18 protein-coding genes, 4 tRNA genes and 1 pseudogene are annotated in these 20,895 nt (G+C 63.8%); 5 read left to right on the top strand and 18 right to left on the bottom strand.

Annotation, left to right across the window (positions count from 1 at the left end; translation table 11 throughout):
* Window positions 1-429, bottom strand: a pseudogene (locus KRX12_RS07725) (hypothetical protein); the annotation flags it as partial.
* A 91-nt stretch (window positions 430-520) separates the two neighbouring features.
* Complete coding sequence (locus tag KRX12_RS07720) at window positions 521-1,093, bottom strand: hypothetical protein (protein ID WP_218366239.1); 573 nt, start codon at window positions 1,091-1,093, stop codon at window positions 521-523.
* A gap of 120 nt (window positions 1,094-1,213) precedes the next feature.
* Here KRX12_RS07720 and KRX12_RS07715 point away from each other — a divergent pair, with 120 nt between their 5' ends.
* The gene (locus KRX12_RS07715; protein ID WP_218366238.1) at window positions 1,214-2,479 is read left to right on the top strand and encodes a DUF2254 domain-containing protein; all 1,266 of its coding nucleotides are present in this window, start codon (window positions 1,214-1,216) and stop codon (window positions 2,477-2,479) included.
* Between the two features lie 210 nt (window positions 2,480-2,689).
* Here the strand turns inward: KRX12_RS07715 and rplA are convergent, their stop codons facing one another.
* The 9 genes from rplA to KRX12_RS07670 form a co-directional block, all read right to left on the bottom strand.
* Complete coding sequence (gene rplA, locus KRX12_RS07710; protein WP_151529001.1) at window positions 2,690-3,403, bottom strand: 50S ribosomal protein L1; 714 nt, start codon at window positions 3,401-3,403, stop codon at window positions 2,690-2,692.
* Between the two features lie 133 nt (window positions 3,404-3,536).
* The gene (rplK, locus tag KRX12_RS07705; RefSeq protein ID WP_151529002.1) at window positions 3,537-3,968 is read right to left on the bottom strand and encodes a 50S ribosomal protein L11; all 432 of its coding nucleotides are present in this window, start codon (window positions 3,966-3,968) and stop codon (window positions 3,537-3,539) included.
* Window positions 3,969-4,257: 289 nt separating this feature from the next.
* Window positions 4,258-5,187, bottom strand: coding sequence for a transcription termination/antitermination protein NusG (gene nusG, locus KRX12_RS07700; RefSeq protein ID WP_218364591.1), 930 nt, complete (start codon window positions 5,185-5,187; stop codon window positions 4,258-4,260).
* 200 nt (window positions 5,188-5,387) lie between these two features.
* Window positions 5,388-5,702, bottom strand: a complete 315-nt coding sequence (gene secE / locus KRX12_RS07695; protein WP_151529004.1) for a preprotein translocase subunit SecE — start codon at window positions 5,700-5,702, stop codon at window positions 5,388-5,390.
* A 36-nt stretch (window positions 5,703-5,738) separates the two neighbouring features.
* Window positions 5,739-5,811 (bottom strand) — tRNA-Trp (locus KRX12_RS07690).
* A gap of 157 nt (window positions 5,812-5,968) precedes the next feature.
* Window positions 5,969-6,042 (bottom strand) — tRNA-Met (locus KRX12_RS07685).
* A gap of 47 nt (window positions 6,043-6,089) precedes the next feature.
* Window positions 6,090-6,162: transfer RNA gene (locus KRX12_RS07680), tRNA-Thr, on the bottom strand.
* A gap of 276 nt (window positions 6,163-6,438) precedes the next feature.
* Window positions 6,439-6,520 (bottom strand) — tRNA-Tyr (locus tag KRX12_RS07675).
* A gap of 106 nt (window positions 6,521-6,626) precedes the next feature.
* Complete coding sequence (locus tag KRX12_RS07670) at window positions 6,627-7,679, bottom strand: polyprenyl synthetase family protein (RefSeq protein WP_218364593.1); 1,053 nt, start codon at window positions 7,677-7,679, stop codon at window positions 6,627-6,629.
* A gap of 156 nt (window positions 7,680-7,835) precedes the next feature.
* On the opposite strand from KRX12_RS07670, the gene KRX12_RS07665 reads away from it, so the two are divergent.
* Window positions 7,836-9,083: a geranylgeranyl reductase family protein gene (locus KRX12_RS07665; protein ID WP_218366237.1), complete on the top strand. Its 1,248-nt coding sequence runs from the start codon at window positions 7,836-7,838 to the stop codon at window positions 9,081-9,083.
* A 9-nt stretch (window positions 9,084-9,092) separates the two neighbouring features.
* Here KRX12_RS07665 and KRX12_RS07660 read toward each other — a convergent pair whose 3' ends face one another.
* From KRX12_RS07660 to KRX12_RS07640, 5 genes are all read right to left on the bottom strand, one after another.
* Entirely contained in the window at window positions 9,093-9,782 is a 690-nt protein-coding gene (locus KRX12_RS07660) for a demethylmenaquinone methyltransferase (RefSeq protein ID WP_218364597.1), read from the bottom strand.
* Between the two features lie 82 nt (window positions 9,783-9,864).
* The gene (locus KRX12_RS07655; RefSeq protein WP_151529008.1) at window positions 9,865-10,989 is read right to left on the bottom strand and encodes a glycosyltransferase family 1 protein; all 1,125 of its coding nucleotides are present in this window, start codon (window positions 10,987-10,989) and stop codon (window positions 9,865-9,867) included.
* A 5-nt stretch (window positions 10,990-10,994) separates the two neighbouring features.
* Window positions 10,995-11,450: a DUF3592 domain-containing protein gene (locus KRX12_RS07650; protein ID WP_218364599.1), complete on the bottom strand. Its 456-nt coding sequence runs from the start codon at window positions 11,448-11,450 to the stop codon at window positions 10,995-10,997.
* Window positions 11,447-13,075, bottom strand: coding sequence for a 2-succinyl-5-enolpyruvyl-6-hydroxy-3-cyclohexene-1-carboxylic-acid synthase (menD, locus tag KRX12_RS07645; RefSeq protein ID WP_218366256.1), 1,629 nt, complete (start codon window positions 13,073-13,075; stop codon window positions 11,447-11,449). Before menD ends, KRX12_RS07650 begins: the two co-directional genes overlap by 4 nt.
* The gene (locus tag KRX12_RS07640) at window positions 13,063-14,025 is read right to left on the bottom strand and encodes an o-succinylbenzoate synthase (protein WP_218364601.1); all 963 of its coding nucleotides are present in this window, start codon (window positions 14,023-14,025) and stop codon (window positions 13,063-13,065) included. Before KRX12_RS07640 ends, menD begins: the two co-directional genes overlap by 13 nt.
* A gap of 20 nt (window positions 14,026-14,045) precedes the next feature.
* Here KRX12_RS07640 and KRX12_RS07635 point away from each other — a divergent pair, with 20 nt between their 5' ends.
* A complete protein-coding gene (locus KRX12_RS07635; RefSeq protein ID WP_218366236.1) occupies window positions 14,046-14,972 on the top strand; it encodes a 1,4-dihydroxy-2-naphthoyl-CoA synthase in 927 nt (308 codons plus the stop codon).
* A 140-nt stretch (window positions 14,973-15,112) separates the two neighbouring features.
* Here the strand turns inward: KRX12_RS07635 and lpdA are convergent, their stop codons facing one another.
* Window positions 15,113-16,522, bottom strand: coding sequence for a dihydrolipoyl dehydrogenase (lpdA, locus tag KRX12_RS07630; RefSeq protein WP_192795904.1), 1,410 nt, complete (start codon window positions 16,520-16,522; stop codon window positions 15,113-15,115).
* A gap of 559 nt (window positions 16,523-17,081) precedes the next feature.
* Between lpdA and KRX12_RS07625 the strand changes: the two genes are divergently transcribed.
* A complete protein-coding gene (locus KRX12_RS07625; RefSeq protein ID WP_218366235.1) occupies window positions 17,082-18,140 on the top strand; it encodes an alpha/beta hydrolase family protein in 1,059 nt (352 codons plus the stop codon).
* 261 nt (window positions 18,141-18,401) lie between these two features.
* Here the strand turns inward: KRX12_RS07625 and KRX12_RS07620 are convergent, their stop codons facing one another.
* Complete coding sequence (locus tag KRX12_RS07620) at window positions 18,402-20,048, bottom strand: VanW family protein (protein WP_370625562.1); 1,647 nt, start codon at window positions 20,046-20,048, stop codon at window positions 18,402-18,404.
* Window positions 20,049-20,429: 381 nt separating this feature from the next.
* Between KRX12_RS07620 and KRX12_RS07615 the strand changes: the two genes are divergently transcribed.
* Window positions 20,430-20,894, top strand: a complete 465-nt coding sequence (locus tag KRX12_RS07615; RefSeq protein WP_218364882.1) for a universal stress protein — start codon at window positions 20,430-20,432, stop codon at window positions 20,892-20,894.
* Window position 20,895 lies beyond the last annotated feature (1 nt).

Below are 20,895 nucleotides of genomic sequence, written 5' to 3'. Positions count from 1 at the left end.
TACCGCGGCGTCCACGCGGGAGCGCTCTGCTTCCGGCAGGACGACGATATCGGGATCCGCTGCGGCCACGAGTGCCTGAAAGCCGGCGGCAGACAGCGTGTTTTGGCTGTTTAAGGTGACCACCGTCAGCTCCGAGGCCGCATCCGGCGGCGGTGCAGGTAGGCTGCCACGAGCAGGCGCAGGCACGGGAACCACGGCCAACACGGTCGCCAACGCCACCGTTATCACGCCCGCTATCGCCTCGAGAATCCGGAAGGTGGTGCGGCGCCGCACCACCGCCTGGAGCAGCAGAACGAGACCGCACACAAGCCCGCCTGCAGCCATGAGATAGGGAAACGCGATCAGCTGGGCGCCGCCGAGGCGAGTGCTCAACCAGCGGGCGGGTGCCCAGTGGGGAACGAGGATGACGAGGCCACAGGCTCCGAGCATGCTCCACAGGGCGAGCTGTACCAAGACAGCGCCAGCCCTTCTCATCAGCGGCACCCCTTAATTCTTAACCCCATCGATGATGGGTGTGTCCCTAATTTTGGACAGAGCGTTGATAGCCCACGGCATTGTCCTGCTCATTCCAGTAGAGCAGCACCTTATCGCCGCCTTGGCCATCGCGGTAGGTGACGTCGATGCTGTAGCCCTCCGGATCGGCCTTGAGTTCTTCAATCATGTGCGGGCTGCCTTCATCGCGGCCCACGTACTCGCCGGCGTGGAAGAGCAGCAGCACGGACTCGGCGTTCTCGATGGGCTTATCGGCCTCGTCCACGCGGGCATAGGTGAGATCGGTGCAGGCATTCCAGTTGGAATCCCCCTTGAAGGACCAGCTGCCTTCTTCCTGGTTGATCTGGGCCACCGCGCGGTGCACCACATCGGCGTTCGGGTCCACGGCGCACTCATCGTTGCTCTCCGCGTTGCCCTCCGTAGCCTCGGTGCTGGTTTCTGCGGAGCTATCCGCAGACGATACGGAGCTCGAGGCCTCGCTGCTCGCCGTGGTCACAGCATCGTCCTCATTAGAGGAGCAGCCGGCGGCGCCAAGCAGCACCACAGAGGCGGCAATCGCTAGGCTCGCACGGACAGGACGCTGACGTGTAGAAATACTCATAAGAACCAATTGTTGCATATTTCGGCGGCACGGCCGTGCCCGCCCAGCCCATAGCCGCCTGGATGGGGCGCGGGGAGGTGGCGTCGATAAGCATCCTGCGCAGGCCGTAGCATGGAGCAGGTGAAACGTTTTTTCTATGCGTTGAAAAACCTCCTCAGCTCGAAACTCTGGTCCGGTGCGGCGGTCACCGGCGTCGTGGCGGCAATCCTCGCCATCGTGCTCACCGAGGTGGATGTGCCCGGCGAGTACCTGCTCGCCCAGTATTTGTGGCCGGGCGACACCGATGGCGCCGCCGACATGCTGAGCTTCGTCGCCTCCTCCACCATGACGGTGCTCACCACCACGATCTCCATGACACTGATCGTGCTGCAAGTCGCCTCGGGCAACTTCTCGCACCAATTGCTGCGCGACTATATCGAATCGCCGGCGGTGCGCGGCATCATCGCGGTGTATGTGGGCAACTTCGTCTACGCAGTGCTGGTGCTGCGCTCCTTGGACAAGGACGCGGAAACCCCGCCCCAGCTGGCTGTCACCGTCGCCGTGATCGGCGTACTCATCGCCTTGGGCACCTTCATCTGGTACGTCTCCCGGGTGGTGGACATGGTGCGGGTAGACACCATCATCAGGCAATCAGCGGAGCGCACTCTCGCCCACGCAGACACCGCCCCGCCCACCGACACCCCGGCCGTGTATTTTGAGCGCCCCGAACCGCCCAGCCATGCGGCGGTGCTGCGCGCGGAGAGCTTCGGCTATGTGCAGCGCGTCGATCATCAATCGGCGGCCGACTGGGCGAAAGAACACGAGGCGACAGTGGTGATTGATGTCCAACCAGGCGATAGGATCATCGCCGGGCAGCCGGTGGCGAGGTGGTGGTGCGCTACCCAGCACGCCACCCACGCACTAGACATGCCGGATCCGATCTTCCTCTCCCTCGAGCGGGTCTCCGGCAGCGATTTCGCGCTGGGCTTGCGCCAACTGCTCGATATCGGGGTGCGGGCGCTCTCGCCTGGGGTCAACGATCCCACGACTGCTCGGCATACGATCGGCCAAGCCACCAGCGTGCTGCGCACACTGGTCACACACCCGCCGCAGCCGGTGGTGCAGAGAGACGAGGAGGGGCGCTGTGTTCTCTGGGCCGCGGAACGCACCCAGGCGGAGCTGCTCGCAGAGTGGGTCTCAGAAATGCGCCGCTATGGCGCACAGGAACCGGGTGTGTTGGTGGAATTGCTGGACATGCTGCACATAGTGGGCGAAGAATCCCGCGACCCTGCGGTACAGGTGGTCGTGCGAAAAGAAATCGAGGCGATCATCCGAGCCGCCGAGCGGGCCATCGACGAACCCCTCGATAGGCAGCGCGTGCTGCGCGCAGCGGGAGTCGAGGACTAAGAAGCGCGAGGACCACTCCCGCACCGCAGCTCCACTCTCCCCGCACCGCAGCCCCACAGCCCCGCTGGGCCGCACCCGCAACGGGGCTCGGTGCGGACGCACAACACCCCTGTCACCCTCCCGCGCTGGCGGGGAGTGGCAGGGGTGTGATGTCTCAGACTATTCCGCTACGCACCGCACGCGGGCGGGGCGGAACAAAGCACGGAGACTTTAGGCCTTGGCGGCGTAGTTCTTCACCACGGAGGTGTCCACGGGGATGCCGGGGCCCTGGGTGGCGGAAAGGGTGACCTTCTTCAGGTAGATACCCTTGGAGGAGGCGGGCTTGAGACGCAGCAGCTCGTCGATGAGCGCGCCGTAGTTCTCAGCCAGCTGCTCGGGGGTGAAGGAGGCCTTGCCGATCAGGGCGTGCAGGTTCGCAGCCTTGTCCACGCGGAAGGCGATCTTACCGCCCTTGATCTCCTTGACAGCCTTAGCCACATCGGTGGTGACGGTGCCGGTCTTGGGGTTCGGCATCAGGCCACGGGGGCCGAGGACGCGGGCCACGCGACCAACCTTGGCCATCTGGTCCGGGGTGGCGATAGCGGCATCGAAGTCGGTCCAGCCGCCCTGGATCTTCTCGATCAGATCCTCGGAGCCCACGACGTCGGCGCCGGCTTCCTCGGCTGCGGTGGCGTTCGGGCCAGCAGCGAAGACAACCACGCGCACGGACTTACCGGTGCCGTTCGGCAGGGAGACGGTGCCGCGCACGAGCTGATCAGCCTTGCGGGGGTCAACGCCGAGGCGGACGGCAACGTCCACGGATGCGTCGTACTTGTCAGAGGAGGTGTCCTTGGCCAGCTGGGCGGCCTCGAGCGGAGAGTAGATCCGGCCCTTGTCCACCTTGGACTGGAGCTCCTGGTAACGACGGGAATGCTTCTTGCTCATGTTTCACAATCCTTAAAGTTTTTGAAACGTGCGATGGAATGTTGTGGTGTTGATGGGCCGTGAGCGGGCCCTACCACTCGCCTTCCCCTGTGTGGGAAGGCGTTGGGCCACCGCGAGGGTGGCCGAGGAGGTGTTACTTGACCTCGATGCCCATGGAGCGGGCGGTGCCGGCGATGATCTTGGCTGCAGCCTCGATGTCGTTGGCGTTGAGGTCGGGCTTCTTGGTGGTGGCGATCTCCTTGCACTGATCCCAGGTCACAGAGCCGACCTTCTCAGTGTGGGGAACGCCAGAGCCCTTCTTCAGGCCAGCGGCCTTCAGCAGCAGCTTGGCTGCCGGCGGGGTCTTCAGCACGAAGTCGAAGGAGCGGTCCTCGTAGACGGTGATCTCCACCGGCACGATGTTGCCGCGCTGGGCCTCGGTAGCAGCGTTGTAGGCCTTGCAGAACTCCATGATGTTGACACCATGGGCACCCAGGGCCGGGCCGACCGGGGGAGCCGGGTTAGCGGCGCCAGCCTCGATCTGCAGCTTGATAAGGCCAGAGACCTTTTTCTTCTTCTTAGCCATGTTTCTTTACCTCTTCCGTGGTACCGCACCGCCGACAGCGGGTACTGGCTAGTTTCAACCCGCCCGTATGTGGCCGATGCGTCCGGATGCCGAGCTTTACTCAGCCACCGGGGATTATTGACAGTATGTTCTGCGTGCGGGCGCCGCGACCTTCGCCGCCGCGCCTTGGCTGCGCACAGCACGAAGGCCTGCGCAGACACGCGAAGGAAAAGTTTACACCTTCGCGCAGGTCAGACCAAATAGAGGTTCTGGCCCGCTGCAGCACAGCCGGGCCATACTCCGCAGTGGTCTAGTTGACCTTTTCCACCTGGTCGAAGGTGAGCTCCACCGGGGTCTCACGACCGAAGATGGACACCAGCGCCTGCAGCTTGCCATTTTCGGCATCGATCTCGGAGATGGTGGCGGACACGGTAGCCAGGGCGCCGGTAAGAATGGTGACGGCCTCGCCCACCTGGTAGTCCACTTCCACGGGGGCCTGCTTCTTGCTGGGCTGTGCCACAACCTGCTCGCCATCCTTGGAGGCGGCCGGCTGCTCGCTCTGCTCGCCCTCCACCGGGGTGGTCTCCTGCGGCAGCAGGAACTTGGCCACGTCGCGGTGCTTCACCGGGGTGGCGTGCCCCTCGTTGCCCACGAAGCTGGTCACGCCCGGGGTCTCACGCACCACGGACCAGGAGCGATCGTCGATGTCCATGCGCACCAGGACATAGCCCGGCAGCAGCTTGCGCTTCACGCGCTTGCGCTGACCATCGCGGATTTCCACGACTTCCTCGATGGGCACGACGACCTCGTAGATGAAGTCCTCCACCTCGAGGGTCTGGGCACGCATGTCCAGGTTGGTCTTCACCTTGTTCTCGTAGCCGGAGTAGCACTGAATGATGTACCACTGGCCCGGCTTCTTCTTCAGCTCACGAATGAACTTACGCAGACGAGCCTTGTACTCGGCGAGAGAGTCATCGCTTTCGGCAGCGGCCTGATCGGCCACGGCAACATCCGCGTTGAGCGCGTCCTCCACGCCCTCCTTTTCGGCGGCGGCGCGCTCTTCTGCGCTCTCCTCGCTCTGGTTCTCGAGGCGCTCATCGGCGGCCTGGGCGGCAGTCGCGGCCTGGGCGGCGGTCTCGAAGGAGGTGGCGGCACCCTCAGCGGCGGTGCCCACGTTCTCGGCGGAGGTGTCTTCTGCCTCTGCGGCGGCACCGGTGGTGTTCTCAGTGTTCTCGCTCATAGTGTCCTTGCTCTGTCTTTCGCGGATATCGGGTATCGGAATGTGCGGCTTTGTGCTCTCATTGCCGCCTGCGGTGCGTTCGCGCCCGTCCTGCGGGCGTCGCGCGGCCGCGCGCCCGTGCGGCGCGGGCACTGAGGCAATAAAAGTCCCGCCTTGGCGCTAGTGGCTAAGGCGGGTAAAAGCTATGGGAATCATCCTAGTTAAGGGTTGAGAACTAGGTCAACTCCTCGGGACGCCAGGATGTCGATGCCCCAGACGAGGAGGGTCATCACGATGAGGAAGCCGAAGACGATGAGGGTGTAGTTCACCATCTGCTTAGAAGTCGGCCAAATGACCTTCTTCATCTCCTCCACCACTTCGGGAACGAAGTGCATGGGGCCGCCACCGGGCTTCTCGTCTTCATCCTTGGTGGCTACGGCACGCTTGGAGGAATACGACTCGCTCGAGGTCGTGCTTACGCCGGTGAGCTGTCGCTTGCCCGTGGGCCGCGCGCTCGGTTTGCGATCGTCTGCCACGTTTCTCCTCGATACGACTTTTCCAAAAAGTATTTGCAGGGGCGACAGGACTTGAACCTGCAACCTGCGGTTTTGGAGACCGCTGCTCTGCCAATTGAGCCACGCCCCTTGGCGCGCTGTCACATTCGCCGCTCGCGGCGGCTCCTGCGCAACACTGCCGATAACTGTAATGACTTCTCTGCAGGAAGTAAAGACACCTACCGGCTACACACACGAAATAAGACCCAACCGAAGATATCGGCTAGGCCTTATCATGCGGTGTGCAGTAGCGGTTCCGAGACTCGAACTCGGGACCTCACGATTATGAGTCGTGCGCTCTCACCAACTGAGCTAAACCGCCCCATTCATATACAACCACCCGCTGCGAGCGGCTGTATAAATGAACAGAGCCCCCTGACAGAATCGAACTGTCGACCTTTTCCTTACCATGGAAACGCTCTGCCGACTGAGCTAAGGGGGCTTAGCTTCCCTTATAGGAATCACACTGTGTTGTGTAGTGCGCCTTCCGTTGAAGCCTTAAGAAGATTAACCCGAAGCCATGAAAGAACACAAATCTGCACCTCATCGCCCCTTTCTGGGCACATTATGAGGCCTAGTACCACCCCTATAAGCGCGCACTCACCCCCGCGCGCCGCCCGCAGGGCTTATCGACGCCACCCCGCCGCCCCACACACCCGCAGCCGCGCAAAGAAAAACCCGAGGCCTCCCATCGGGGAGAACCTCGGGTGATTAGGAGTGCCAGGTAATGGATTCGAACCATTGAAGGCAATGCCGGCGGATTTACAGTCCGCTCCCTTTGGCCGCTCGGGCAACCTGGCGTGCACGCTTGGTGCGGTCACTTACTCTACTATGCGCCCCATATGTTTAAGCAAATCGCCGCCCTGCGCTGGGCGTTTATGCCACATATGCGCCGCCTGGCGGCTGCTATCCCACGCGCCCGGCGGTGAGCTGTGCGAGGGTGCGTAGCGCCTCGGTGACCTTATTCTGCGGCAGTTCGGACAGCGCGCTTTCCGCCTCGGCGAGGTAGTGGTCAATGTCCTGCTTGGCGCGGGCCCGACCGCCGGAGCGCTCGAGCAGGGCAATGATCTCGGGAACATCCTCATCGGCCACCGGCCCGGTGACGCGGGCGCGGAGCTCATCGCCGACCTCGCCCTCCTCACGCAGGGCGTAGAGCACCGGCAGGGTGAATACTCCCTCGCGCAGATCGGTGCCGGGGGTCTTTCCGGACTGGCTGGAATCGGAGAAGATATCGATGATGTCATCGACGATCTGGAAGACCATGCCCACGGCCTCGCCATAGCGCTCGACGGCCTTGATGTGCTGCTTGTCCGCACCCGAGTGCAGGGCACCGAGATAGCCGGCGGCGGCGATGAGCACACCGGTCTTTTCGCGGATCACGTTGAGATAGTGCTCCACCGGATCACCGCCGCGCGGGCCCACTGTTTCGCGCATCTGCCCGGTAACGAGCTGCTCAAAGGTGGTGGCGAAGTGCTGCACGGTCTCGACGCCGAGCTGGCCCATCATGCGGGAGGTATAGGCCAGGAGGATATCGCCGGCGAGAATCGCCACCGAGTTATTCCAGCGGTGGTTGGCGGATTCGACACCACGCCGCTTCTCGGCTTCGTCCATCACATCGTCGTGATAGAGCGTGGCCAGGTGGGTCATTTCCACGATCGCGCCGGCGCGCTGCACGTTGAGGCTACCGGGCTCGGGCCCATATTGCGAGGCGAGCAAAGCGAACATGGGGCGGAAACGCTTACCCCCAGCCTCGAAGAGGTGCGCCACCTTATCGGCGACAAAGTCGGCGCCGCTGGCGACCTCCTTACGCAAAAGCTCTTCGACGTCCTGCATCTTCTCTGTCACCCAGGCACTCAGCTCCGGATCTCCCAAGTCAAGACGGGGAATCGAGCCTTGAGATGCGGTGACCTGCACCCATTGCTCGTTGTCTTGCGAGCCCACGGCTGTACCGTTACTCATACTTGGTTGTCCTCGACCTTCGTTGGCTGCTGGGGGGCTGTTTCTGAGAGTAGGACGTCCACACTTCTCAGGCGCTTTTAATCTACAGATGATAACCGTAGTCTACGTTCGGGGGCTATCTACAGTCGACGCCCACTTCAATGCCACAATAGGTGCGTGGCCCATCCTGATGTTGCAGTAGACGTTCTGATCGTGGGCGCGGGCCCCACCGGCTCCGCGGCCGCCTATCATGCCGCCCATGCGGGGCGCTCCGTGTTGCTTATCGACGCCGCCTCCTTCCCCCGCGATAAAACCTGCGGCGATGGCCTGACCCCGCGCGCCATCAAGGAGCTGCACGCGCTGCAGCTGGCCGAGGAAGTCACCGCCCACTACCGCAATCAGGGCTTGTTCCTGCACGGCTATGGCGGCGATGTGCAGGCCCCGTGGCCGGACAGCGGCTTCGGGCGTATCGGCTCGGCCATGAAGCGCCGCGATTTCGACACCCTGCTCTTCCGGCATGCCCAGCAGCAGGATGGGGTGAGCACGTGGGAAAACGCCGAGGCGCAGCGCGCCCATATCTACGGCGGGCGCATTGAGCGCGTCGAGGTGCGCTATCAGGACGAGCTCCGCGTGGTTACTCCGCGCACGGTGCTGGTGGCCGATGGGGTGCGCTCCTCCTTTGGCCGGCAGCTGGGCCGCCAGTGGCACCGCGACCAGGTTTTTGGCATTGCGGCACGCGCCTATTGCACCACGCCCCGCGGCGACGATCCCTGGATGCACTCGCACGTGGAACTCTGCGATGAGCAGGGCACGGTCCAGCCTGGCTATGGCTGGATTTTCCCGCTCGGCGGCGATGAGGTGAATATCGGCTGCGGGGCGCTCTCCACAGCGAGTCGACCGGCCCAGATCAACACCAAAAAGCTGCTGGCCTCTTATGCCGAGCAGCAGCGCCAGCAGTGGCAGCTTGACGCCCCACGGGAGATCGCCTCGGCGCTGCTTCCCATGGGTGGCGCGATTAGCTCCGTGGCGGGCAAGAACTGGATGTTACTTGGCGACGCCGCCGCGCTCGTCAATCCCCTCAATGGCGAGGGCATTGACTATGGCATGGAATCAGCGCGGCTGGCGGTGGAGTTAATGCAGCACAGCAGCGCTGTCCGCGAGGAGTGGCCGCGGCTGCTACGCGAGCACTATGGCGAGAGTTTCCGGCTGGCGCGACGGCTCGCGCGCGTGCTCACCTATCCGCAGTTCCTGCCGGTGGCGGGCCCGCTGGCGATGCGCGGGCTCGGCGGCCGAGTGCTCATGCCGGCGGCGGCTCGGTTGATGGGCAATCTCATCACCGAGTCCGACCGCGACCTCGTGGCGCGGGTGTGGCACGGCGCCCAGCGGTGCCTAGGCTGGGTGGACGATACCCCGCTGTGGAGCTAGCGGACGCCGCTACTCCGGTTTGATCGCGGAGTGCAGGGCGGTGATGCCGAAGGTGAGGTTCTGCCAGCCGCATTCGCTCCACCCGGAGCGATTGATGGCGGCGGCAAGCTCTTCCTGGTGGGGCCAGGCGCGGATAGATTCCGCCAGATACTCATAGGCCTCGGGGTTCGAGGAGACCGCGCGCGCCACCGCGGGCAGCGCCCGCATGAGATATTCCTTGTACACGGTGGCAAAGACCGGCACGGTGGGGGTGGAGAACTCGGCCACGGTGAGCCGGCCGCCCGGTTTGGTCACGCGCGCCATTTCTTCTAGCCCGGCGCGAAAATCCTGGATATTGCGCAGCCCGAAACTGATGGTCACGGCGTCGAAGGTGTTATCGCGGAAGGGCAGGTGCATGCCATCGCCGACAACCTTCGGCACGGCGCGATGGCGTCCCGCCTTGAGCATGCCCTGGGAGAAATCGCAGGCCACCACCCAGGCTCCGGACTTGCTCAGCTCCACGGTGGACACCGCCGTTCCCGCGGCGAGATCCAATACCTTTTCTCCGGGCTGGAGGTTGAGGCGCTCGCGGGTGCGGGTGCGCCAGTGCCGGTCCTGGCCGAAAGAGAGCACGGTATTGGTGATGTCGTAGTTTTTGCCGACGTCATCAAACATGCGCGCGACGTCTTTGGGCTGCTTGTCCAGATTTGCCTTAACCACGCCTGCAGAGCTTACCCGAGCCGCTCTCTGCGCTGGCGGGGCGGCCGCGGCAGTGGCACCGCCGGTCTAGCGGGCGCGGCCGCTATTTGCGTGCGGGGGCGTGCACGGCCTGCTCGTAGTGCTCGAGGAGCTGGTCTACCAGCGCCGCCCAGGTACGCGGCTCCACGGAGCGGCGGGCGTCTTCTCGCAAGGTGGGCAGGTGCATGAGGCAGCGGTCGGTGGCTAGCTCGAGTTGCTGTTCAAAGCTCTCAACGTCGAGCAGATAGCCGTTATAGCCATCGGTGACGAGATCGATGGGCCCGCCGGCGCGCGGGGCAATGGTGGGCACCCCGCTGGCTTGGGCTTCTTGGATGGTTTGGCAGAAGGTTTCGAACTCGCCGGGGTGCACAAAGACGTCCATGCTGGCGTAGGCACGGGCGAGTTCGGTGCCGGAGAGCGCACCGGTGAAAATCGCCTCGGGAAGCTGCGCGGACAAGCTGGCCCGTTCTGGGCCATCGCCGACGATCACCAGCTGCACATCGGAGCGGTGAGCCAGGGCGCGCAAGCGCTGCACCCCCTTTTCGGCGGCGAGCCGGCCCACAAACCCCACCACATAGCGCGTGTCTGGCCGCTGCTGTAGCCAGTGGGCGCGCAGGGCGTGGTCGCGGCGGCGGGGATGGAAGAGCTCGGCGTCCACGCCGCGGCCCCAGCGATGAATCCGCTGCACCCCGTGCTCCTCCAGCTCGGCGATGGCGGCCGAGGAGGGCGCGAGGGTGCGGGCCGCTTGGTTGTGGATGATGCGCGTCCAATCCCATGCAGCCACGGCTAGGGGCGTGAGCCGGTAGGTGGTGGCGAAGCCGGCGACATCGGTTTGGTAGACGGCCACGGCGGGAATGCCCAGCTGCCGCGCCGAGAAGGAGGCATAGCCGCCGAGGACGAAGGGTGAGGCCAAGTGGATGACGTCGGGGGCGAAGGAGCGCAGGGCGTGGGTGACGGCCGGCACCGGCACGCCGATGGGCAGGGAGTTGATCAGCGGCATGCGCACGGTGGGCACCCGCACGATCTGCGCGCCCGCATAGGAGGGGATCTCCTCCTGGAACTCGCGCGCCCCCGGCGCGATCACGATGGCTTCATGCTCGCCCTCGATATGCTCCAGGATGCGAAGGATGGAATTGGTGACTCCGTTGACATTGGGCAGGAAGGATTCCGCGACTATTCCGATGCGCATGCCGGTTAGTGTGCCTTGCTCGTCTGCCGTACGGGTTGGCTCAGGGTATCGAGTGCCCGAATTTTTGATGAATGCCCAATAAACCACCACAGGCCCGCACCGATAGCGCTCGCGACGGTGAATACCGACAGCGCCGGGATCACCGCCAGGGTCCAGTTTCGGCCCTCTACCTTCACCAAGTCGGGGTTGGCGGTGGAGTAGTTCACCCACACCCGCTGCCCCACTCCCAGATCCGAGGGATACAGCAGCCCGGATGGCGGGACGTGAAAGATGCCGCGCTCGTCTTGGAACTCCACGGTGGTGCGCAACCAATCCTCGTTGGTGACCCGCGCCAGCGCCCGGCCGGGGTTGGAGGAGATAGCGTGATCGTTCATGATGGCGGCACCCACCATGCCGATGCTCATCAGCACCACGGCCCCATAGAGCACGATGACGAGCTGCCGGAGGCGGCGGGCGATCATTTCTCCCACTCCACCTTGTCCTGCAAGCGCCGCTGCAATTCGCGGCGGGTGGCGCGGGTCGTCATGGCCTCGATCACCTCGATACCATCGGCGCCGCGCTCCGCAGTCTCGGCGAGGGCGTCGATAAGCTCCTGCACGCTCTCCACCCGGCGGTGCTGCACCCCATAGCCCGCGCATAGCGCCTGCAGGTCCGCATCGTGCGGGGTGCCGAAGGCGGTGTCGAAGACCTCGCGGTGCGCTTCCGCCCCCTGCTCGAGGGTCTCGAAAATCCCGCCGCCATTATCGTTGGCCACCACGATGGTGAGGTTTTCTGGGCGCGGCGAGTCAGTGGGAATGAGCAGCCCGCCGATATCGTGCAGGAAGGTCACATCCCCCAGCAGCGCCACCGTCCGCGGCGCCCGCACAGAGTCCTGCTCGCGGTGCTGCCGCGCCAGGGCCACGCCCACGGCCTGGGCGGTCGAGCCATCGATCCCGGCGGCGCCGCGGGGCGAGTAGGTATCCACCCCATCAAAGGGCAGCCCCACCATGCTGGCATCGCGCACGGGATTGGAGGCCCCGAGGAAACAGCCATCGCCCACCGCGAGGGTATCGGCCACAGCGGCGGCGGCGTGCAGGCCGCTAAATCCGAGATCCTCCTCGGCGAGGGTAGCGCGCACGGCCTCGGCGGCGCGGCTCGAGGCGGCGTCGACAAGCTCCAGCCAGCCCTGGCTGATCTCGCCGCTGACGCGCACACTGCTCGCCACCTCGGTGGCACCACCCCACGGATCGGTATAGCTCTCGCCGCGGGTGAGCACCGTGGTGCGCACCCCCAGCCGCATCAGCGCCAGCACATCCCGGTGCAGCGTCGGATGGCCGACAATAATGACGTGCTCGGGGCGGGCAATCTCCACCCCGCTGAGCAGCACATTCGCCGCCAAAGGATGCACCGGATGAAAAGGGGCGGGAGCGCTGGGCTCGGCGATCGTGGGCGCATCCTCCAGCCCCTCCACTGCCCACGCGCCATCACCGGCGATCACCAGCACCTGCGCGCTCAGATCCACGTCCACCACACCCCAATCGCGCGGCTTCGGGCTTATCGACGCCGCCCTCGTCCCCGCAACCACCGGTTCCGAGCTGACCTCCGGCACCAGCGGCGTATCGAAGGCGATGTTGATATGGGCCTGCCGGCGCTCCGCGAGCGCGCGCCGCAGCATGGCCTGGGCGGTGGCCGGGCGGGTGGATTCGCTAATAGATACCGTGGGCGTGACGGTGGAAAACAGCCCGTGCTGCACGATGGTTTGGCTGGCGCCGGTACCGACGAGCCGGGAGGGGCGATCGGCAGAGATAATAGCCAGGGGAATATCGGCGTGATGCGCCTCGATCATCGCCGGCAGACAATTGGCCACCGCCGTGCCCGAGGTCATCACCACCGGCACCACCCGGCCAGTCACCCGCGCCATCCCGAGCGCGGCGAACGCCGCATCCCGCTCATCGAGGCGCACATGCAGCCGCAGCCCCGGTGCCGCCGCGAGCGCAAGGGATAAAGGAGCATTCCGAGAACCCGGACACACCACCACATCAGTGCAGCTCAGAGCAAGTTCTTCAACGATGGCGCGCGCGGTATCCCAAGATGTCATAGCCCTAATTCTAACCAGCACGCCGCAATGCGCTTCAGCCACCAATCCCGACGCTCTGGCGGGGCGGCCAGCTCCTCCAATCGCGCGGGATCCGGGCTGAGCGGCGCGGTGGAGATCATCCCGCCCACGATCTCTCGCGGCGCGGCAACATCCTCGATAAACAGCTGGCTGGTGGCCAGCCCCGCCGCGTGCTCGGGCGCCACCGTGGCGGCGGCCACCACCCCAGAATTCATCCCCACCGCGGTGTCGAGGGCGGAGGCGATTCTGATCCCCATGCCGTGCTGGGCCATGAACGCGGCCACCCGCTCCACCTGGGCCACCCCGCCCATCGGCGCCACCTTAATCACCGCATAATCTGCCGCCCCACGGCGAGCAATCTCATACGGGTCCTCCGCCTTGCGGATGGACTCATCGGCGGCGATGGGCACATCCACCCAGCGGCGCAACTCCTCCATCTCCCCCACGGTGGCCACCGGCTGCTCCATATATTCCAGCGGCCCGAGATGCCGTGCCGCGGCGATCGCCTCATTTACCGACCAGCCGCGGTTGGCATCGACCCGCAGCGTGGCATCGGGGCGCAGCTGTCGAATGGTGGCGATGCGCTCGATATCCTCCGCCAGACTCTGGCTCGGCTCGGCCACCTTCACCTTGAGCACCGCGCACTCCCGGAAACGCTCCAGCACCTCCGGCAGCTGCTCGGGCCCCACGGCGGGGATGGTGCCATTGACGGGGATGTGGCTGCAGGGTGGCGTCGATAAGCCTGTAAAGGCGGCCTCCACCCCGGAGAGTAGCCAGCGAGCGGCCTCCGGTGGCGCGTATTCCGTGAAAGCGGAGAACTCGCCCCAGCCCTGCGGCCCCGCAAATAGCGCGGCTTCGCGCACGGTCACACCCCGGAATTTCACGCGCATCGGCAGCGCCACCACGTGGGTGCGCTCCAGAACCTCATCGAGCGAACACATAGCTTCTAGGATAATGAGGTATGAGCGAGCAACCATTCAACCCTGAACTGTGGCGAGCCGTCGACGGCTTCGACGATCTCACCGATATCACCTACCACCGACATGTGGGCACCGACCGATCCCACGGCATCGTGCGCATCGCATTCGACCGCCCCGAGGTGCGCAACGCTTTTCGTCCCCACACCGTCGATGAGCTCTATCGCGCCCTCGACCATGCCCGCCGCACCCCCGATGTGGGCTGCGTGCTGCTCTGCGGCAACGGCCCCAGCGCCAAAGACGGCGGCTGGGCCTTCTGCTCCGGCGGCGACCAGCGCATCCGCGGCCGCTCCGGCTATCGCTACGCCTCCGGCGACACCGAGGACACCGTCGATGAGATGCGCACCAAAGCCGAGGGCGGACGGCTGCACATTCTCGAGGTGCAGCGACTCATCCGCACCATGCCCAAGGTGGTGATCGCCGTGGTAGGTGGCTGGGCTGCCGGCGGCGGGCACTCCCTGCATGTGGTGTGCGATATGACGATCGCCTCCAAACAGCACGCCCGCTTCAAGCAGACCGACGCCGACGTCGGCTCCTTTGACGCCGGCTATGGCTCCGCCTATCTAGCGAAGATGGTGGGCCAAAAACGCGCCCGCGAGATCTTCTTCCTCGGCCGCACCTACACCGCCGAGGACATGTTTCAGATGGGCGCGGTGAACCTCGTGGCCGAGCACGCCGAGATGGAGAACGAGGCCATCCAGATGGCCGTGGAGATCAACGGGAAATCCCCCACCGCACAGCGCATGCTGAAATTCGCCTTCAACCTCACCGATGATGGCCTCATGGGCCAGCAGGTCTTCGCCGGCGAAGCCACCCGCCTGGCGTATATGACCGACGAGGCCGTGGAGGGCAAGAATTCCTTCCTCGAAAAACGCGACCCCGACTGGTCCTCTTTCCCCTACTACTACTAAAGGCGCCAGCCGGCGGGGCCCTGCGGCGCGTGCGGGCCCCGCAGTGTTTCTGTGCTCGGCGCCCGCTGTGCTGCACGCACAGCGCTAGAACGCACGAAACCCGCCAACGCGGAGGTTGGCGGGCTGTGCTTCGGGGGGGGTTAAAGGTTAATCATGTGACCCATCGTTCCCTCACAGGCTTCCTTCATGGCCTCGGAGAGGGTCGGGTGGGTGTGCACGTTGCGGCCGATCTCTTCAGCGGTGAGATCGAAGCGCTGCGCCAGGGTGAGCTGCGGCAGCAGCTCGGAGACGTTCGCGCCCACCATGTGTGCGCCCAGCAGCTCGCCGTATTCGCCATCGGCAATCACCTTGACGAAGCCCGCGGGCTCGCCCAGACCTTGGGCCTTACCGTTGGCGGACAGCGGGAAGGTAGCCACCTTAATGTCGCGATCGGAGAACTTCTCCTTCGCGGCATCCTCGGTGTAGCCGAAGGAGGCAACCTGGGGATTACAGAAGGTAGCGCGCGGCATCATCATGTAATCGCCCAGCTCTTGGGTCTCGGCGTCGGCGATGGTCTCGGCGGCCACCACACCCTGGGCCTCAGCGACGTGAGCCAGCTGCAGCTTCGCGGTGACATCGCCAATGGCGTAGATGTGATCCACATTGGTGCGCATGCGCTCGTCGATGGCGATAGCACCACGATCGGTGAGCTCCACACCGGTGTTCTCCAGGCCGAAGCCCTCGACGCGGGGAGCGAAGCCGATGGACACCATCACCCGATCGACGATGAGGGTGTCGTTCTTCTTGCCGTCCTTGGACTCGACATCCACCTCGACGCTATCGCCGTTGTCACGCACCTCGGTGGTCTTGTAGCCGGTGAGGATCTTCACGCCAAGCTTCTTGTACTGCTTGGCCATCTCCTTGGATACGTCCTTATCCTCATTGGGCAGGACGCTGTCCATGAACTCGACGATGGTGACATCCACGCCGTAGTTCGCGAGCACATAAGCAAACTCCATACCGATAGCGCCCGCACCCACGATCACCATAGAATCAGGGAGCTCGCTGTCGAGGATCTGTTCCTTGTAGGAGCAGATATTTCCACCCAGCTCCACACCAGGCAGGGAACGCACCACAGAACCGGTGGCGATAATGCAGTCGTCGAAGGTGAGGGTCGTACCCTCATCCTCGCCCTCGGTGATCTCAATGGTGTGGGCATCAGTGAAGGAACCAAGACCATTAATTTCGGTGATCTTGTTCTTCTTCATCAGGTAATGCACACCCTTGACGATGCCCGCGGATACCTTGCGGGAGCGCTTGTGCGCAGCCTCAAAGCTGAAGCTGACATCGCCTTCGATACCGAAGGTCTTCGCCTCGTGGTTAAAGGTGTGGGCCAGCTCTGCGTTCTTCAGCAGGGCCTTGGAGGGAATACAGCCAACATTGAGGCAGACACCGCCCCAATACTGCTTCTCAACGACCGCAACCTTCTTGCCAAGCTGGGCTGCTCGAATGGCGGCGACATAGCCTCCGGGGCCAGCGCCAAGTACTACAACATCATAATGATCAGACACGTTAATAAGGATACGTGGTTTAGTCCGCCACCGTCGACGTTTGAGACAAAGCTACCCACCACCCAAGGCCACACCCCACCGCTTGGGGGCAGTGGGACGGCTTCGGTGGCGGGTAGTGAGCTGCATAGTCGAGGCCCCGCCGCGCCTTGTGCGCCGCGCGTTCTCGACTCTTAGCGCTTAGAACAGATCAAGGTCCACAGCGATGTCAGCGAGCTGGGAGGAACCAGCGTTGAGGAACTGGCCGAGCACGGTGTTGATAGCTACGAGAATCTCTTCGTTCATAAAACGTCCTTATGTCCTATATATATTCTTTCGCGGTGCGGGCTAGGCGGCGGTGACTATCTGCTCGCCGTGGCACCGCTACAGCAGTATCGGGCACCAGACGAGCGGCCTGTACAGAAGAATAGACCACTCGGCGCCATGTTCCTAGGGGCAATTCTGTGACTGGTGTGACAGTCCGGATGTGGGGTAACCACACTCGTAACTCTTTCCAATACGGCGGGAACAGCGTAGTCTTATCGTTGCCTAAAATCTGATTAAGAACTGACATGGGGTTTGTATGACGTTTCGTTTCGTGGCGCCGCTCGTGGCGGCCACCATCGCAGCAGCTGGATTGATCGCGCCGACCGTGGCCGTGCCCACCGCCTCGGTGGCGACGGCCGCTGAGGCCGCACAGGTACACGAGGGCCCCACCCCGGGGTTGGAGACACCTGCGTGGCGGGGCAAGGTGAACAAAACCGACAACATGAAGGAAATGTGGGCCTTCTCCCCGGCGATGAACCGCAATGTGCCCCTCGTGGTCATCACCCCGGAGGATACCTCCACTCCCCGTCCGACCCTGTACCTGCTCAATGGTGGCGATGGCGGCGAGGGCCGTGCCAACTGGGTGAAGCAGACGGACGTGGCCCAGTTCTATGCCGATAAGAACGTGAATGTGGTTATCCCCATGGAGGGCCGCTTCTCCTACTACACCGACTGGGTCAACCCCAAGCAGCCGAATCTCGGCGGCACCCAGCTGTGGGAGACCTTCCTCACCCAGGAGCTTCCCACCCCGCTGGAGTCCAAACTTGGCGCCTCTGGTGAGCGCGGCATTGCGGGCATGTCGATGTCCGCCACCAGCTCGCTGCTGCTCGCCCAGCACAACCCGGAGCTGTACCAGGCTGTTGGTTCCTTCTCTGGCTGCGCCTCTACCAACGATCCGATCTCTGACGCCATGCTGCGCGTGACGCTCAACCGCGCCAATGTCAGCCCGGATGACATGTGGGGCCCGGTCGGTTCGGAGACGCGCGAGTACAACGACGCTGTCGCCCAGGCAGAGTCGCTGCGCGGCAAGGAGATCTACATCTCCAATTCCGCCGGCACCTCCGGTAAGCCGGATATGATCAGCAACCCCCGCTTTGAGAACAACCCCCTGACCGTGGCCAATGTCCAGGTCGTGGGCGGCGGCATCGAGGCTGCCACTAACTGGTGCACCCACCTACTCAAGGCCAAGATGGACAAGCTCGAGATTCCCGCCGAATTCAACATCCGCGATACCGGTACCCACCAGTGGAGCTACTGGCAGATGGATCTGCGTGACTCCTGGCCCATCTTCGATCGCGCGTGGAGCACGAACTAAAAGCCGCCCGCGAAACAGCCACGTCTCGGCCCGAAAGAGGCCGTGAGTAACCGCAGCGCCCCGCACACCTTCACGAGGAAGGCCGTGCGGGGCGCTGCCGCGTTCCCTTCCTCTGCTGTGCCTATCTCTAGCGATCCGGCACCAGGGGGACACTGCGCGGCACCGTCTTCACCGCCCCACGCGGCTACTACAAAGCCCCACCACCGCTGGCTGCGGTGATGGGGCGTGAGGACCGGAGGCTACTCCGTGGTGTTCGCGGGTCTAGCTGCAGCGCACGATCGGCTGCGGATCGTAGACCGTTTGTTGGGTTTCCCGCGAGATCTCTGCTCCAGAGAGGTTGCGGATGATGCGGGTATCAGAGGTGGTGAAACCGGGGGCTCCGGAGGAGGGCGAGCAGTCATCGCCGGAGAGGCTAATGCGGTGCGGCTGGGTGGGCGCCCAGCGGCCACCGGAGACCGATTCCACCTCTACTTCCTTGACGCCCTTGAACTCCACAGTGATTTCGTTGCCGTGTACCCAGGAGGAAATAAGAACTGGGTGTTGTGAGGTGTTCTTGAACTGGAGGTCGATCAACCCCTCAAAGACGGTGGCTTCGCGTCCCGCTGGGTAGCGGGAGATGTAATAGGAGTGCGGGGTATGCGCCACATCCTCCATGCCGGCGAAGTAGGCGGCGTTGTAGAGGGTGGTAGCAAACTGAGAAATGCCTCCGCCCACGGCTGTATCGGCGCGGCCGTTGAGAATGATGCCGGATTCCACGAAGCCTTGGGCGGCGCCCCGCGGCCCGGTATAGCCATTGAGCGAGAAGGTTTGCCCAGGCACCACCACGGCCCCATCGACGATCTGGGCGGTGAGCGCGATATTGGTGCCCGAAGGCCCAGAGAAGTCGCCGGTGGTAAATGTCGATACTGTCTCGGAGAAGCTCGCCTGCTGGGCCTGCTCGGTGGTGTATGTGGCCGGTTCGTCCTCATAGACAGCGTCGAACTCGCGGGGCTCATCGCCCAAGATGCGCTGCTCGAGGCCATCCATCACGGTGTCCCACTGGATGTGCACCCCATCGACGCTCGGAATTACTTCCCCACCACCACGGGTGAAGCTGGCGTTTTTCATCTCCACCTCGGTCTCGGAGAGAGTCTCGCCAAGGATGGCGCGGGCGGCCTCCTCGTTGTATTCGCTGCGGAGGTGCTCTCCCTCGGGCACGAAGGTGATGACCTCGCCCATGCGCTCCACGGGAATCTGGCCGCTGACATCCTCACGGCCGCGCACGACCACCGGCCCGGACAACGCCGTGGCGGCATCCTTCTGGGCTGCAGAGCTATCGCGCACGGCAGGTTCTTCAGAGCTTGCCGATACTTCCACTCCCTTGGTGTCGAGCCACCGCTCCGGCAGGGATGCCTCCAGTCCCTCGCGGGAAGGATGTTGGCCATTAAGTGGCTCGTCGACGATCACCTCGCCGTTATCGAGCCGGACCGCGGCGTCGCGCGGCGGCCGGGAAAGCTCCTCGCTCACGCGATCCACCCCAGAGGCGAAGGCGGCATCATCCACGGCGCTGACCACATCGGTTTCCTGACTGCGGAACAGCGCAGCGATCTCGCGCACGGGATTGAGGGAGGTGTGCGGGGCCTGGGCCACGGTGCGCTCCCAGTCGGCGGACAGGCCAATCTCGGCGGGCACCACCTGGGTGTCCATCTCGCCAGCGCGCACAGTTACGGGCTGCTCCTCCACCCCGGCGAGGCGAGTGGCAAGCAACTCGCGGGCCTCGGCCTCGCTGAGCCCGCCCACGGCCACGCCGTTGATTTCGCTATTGCGCTGAAGCTTGTCTTTGCCCAGCAGATAGTTCGCCAGCAGCGCTACACACGCCACCGCGAGCAGCCCCACGACGACGAGGAGAGAAATTTTGCGCACATTCACGTTTCTCAACCTTACTAATCGCGCGTGTTCTTGGCGATTTCCTATCTCGTCTTAAGTCTGCCTGAGAATATGCGTCTAGCCAGCTCAACAGCACATTTTTCACATCCAGCGAGACAGAAAAGTGATTATTGTGACTGTTGTGACGCATGGGTTTTAGCTCTCTAGGGTATGAACAACCGCTCTCCATCACCTACACTGGAAGGGGTTTTGTCATAGATAGATCACGCTCCAGCGCCGTACGCGGTGCCGGTGGCGTGGCTGTGGCATACATACTCAAACGAGACGACGCCGCGCCCACCCCTCCCCCGAGGACACTGGGCGCGAGATATACGAGAACGAAGGAAAGGGGCACTGTCACCGGTGTTTGAATCCACCCAGACGATGCTGGTTGCCTATGACGGTTCGCCGGAATCGCAACGAGCACTCGACTACGCCGCCGCGCTGCTAGCGCCGAAGCACGTGGAGATCATCACCGCGTGGGAACCGCTCTACCGCCAGGCCGCCCGCGCCGCCGGACAGTCGGGAATGAAACTCTCGGATATGCAGTCGACCGATGATGAAACCGAGGACCCCGCCTATCAGCAGGCGCTAGCCACCTGCCGCGAAGGCGTCCAGCGCGCCGAGGAACTGGGCTTTTTCGTGAAGGCACACCTCGTGGAATCGGCCACCTCTATCTGGTCGGCCATCATCGACGCCTCCGAGGATCTCCGCCCCGATGTGATCGTAATTGGCACTCGCGCCGAAACCGGAATACGATCTTTCTTCAGTTCTTCGACGACAGAAAGTATCGTCCACAACACCAACATTCCCGTGTTCGTGGTTCCCCCGGAAGACAATGAGGATTAAA

Origin of the sequence: Corynebacterium sp. TAE3-ERU2, assembly GCF_019209955.1 — a bacterium.
In the GTDB taxonomy this organism is placed as follows: Bacteria; Actinomycetota; Actinomycetes; order Mycobacteriales; family Mycobacteriaceae; genus Corynebacterium; species Corynebacterium megadyptis.
This window is presented reverse-complemented; position numbering and strand designations above follow the sequence as displayed.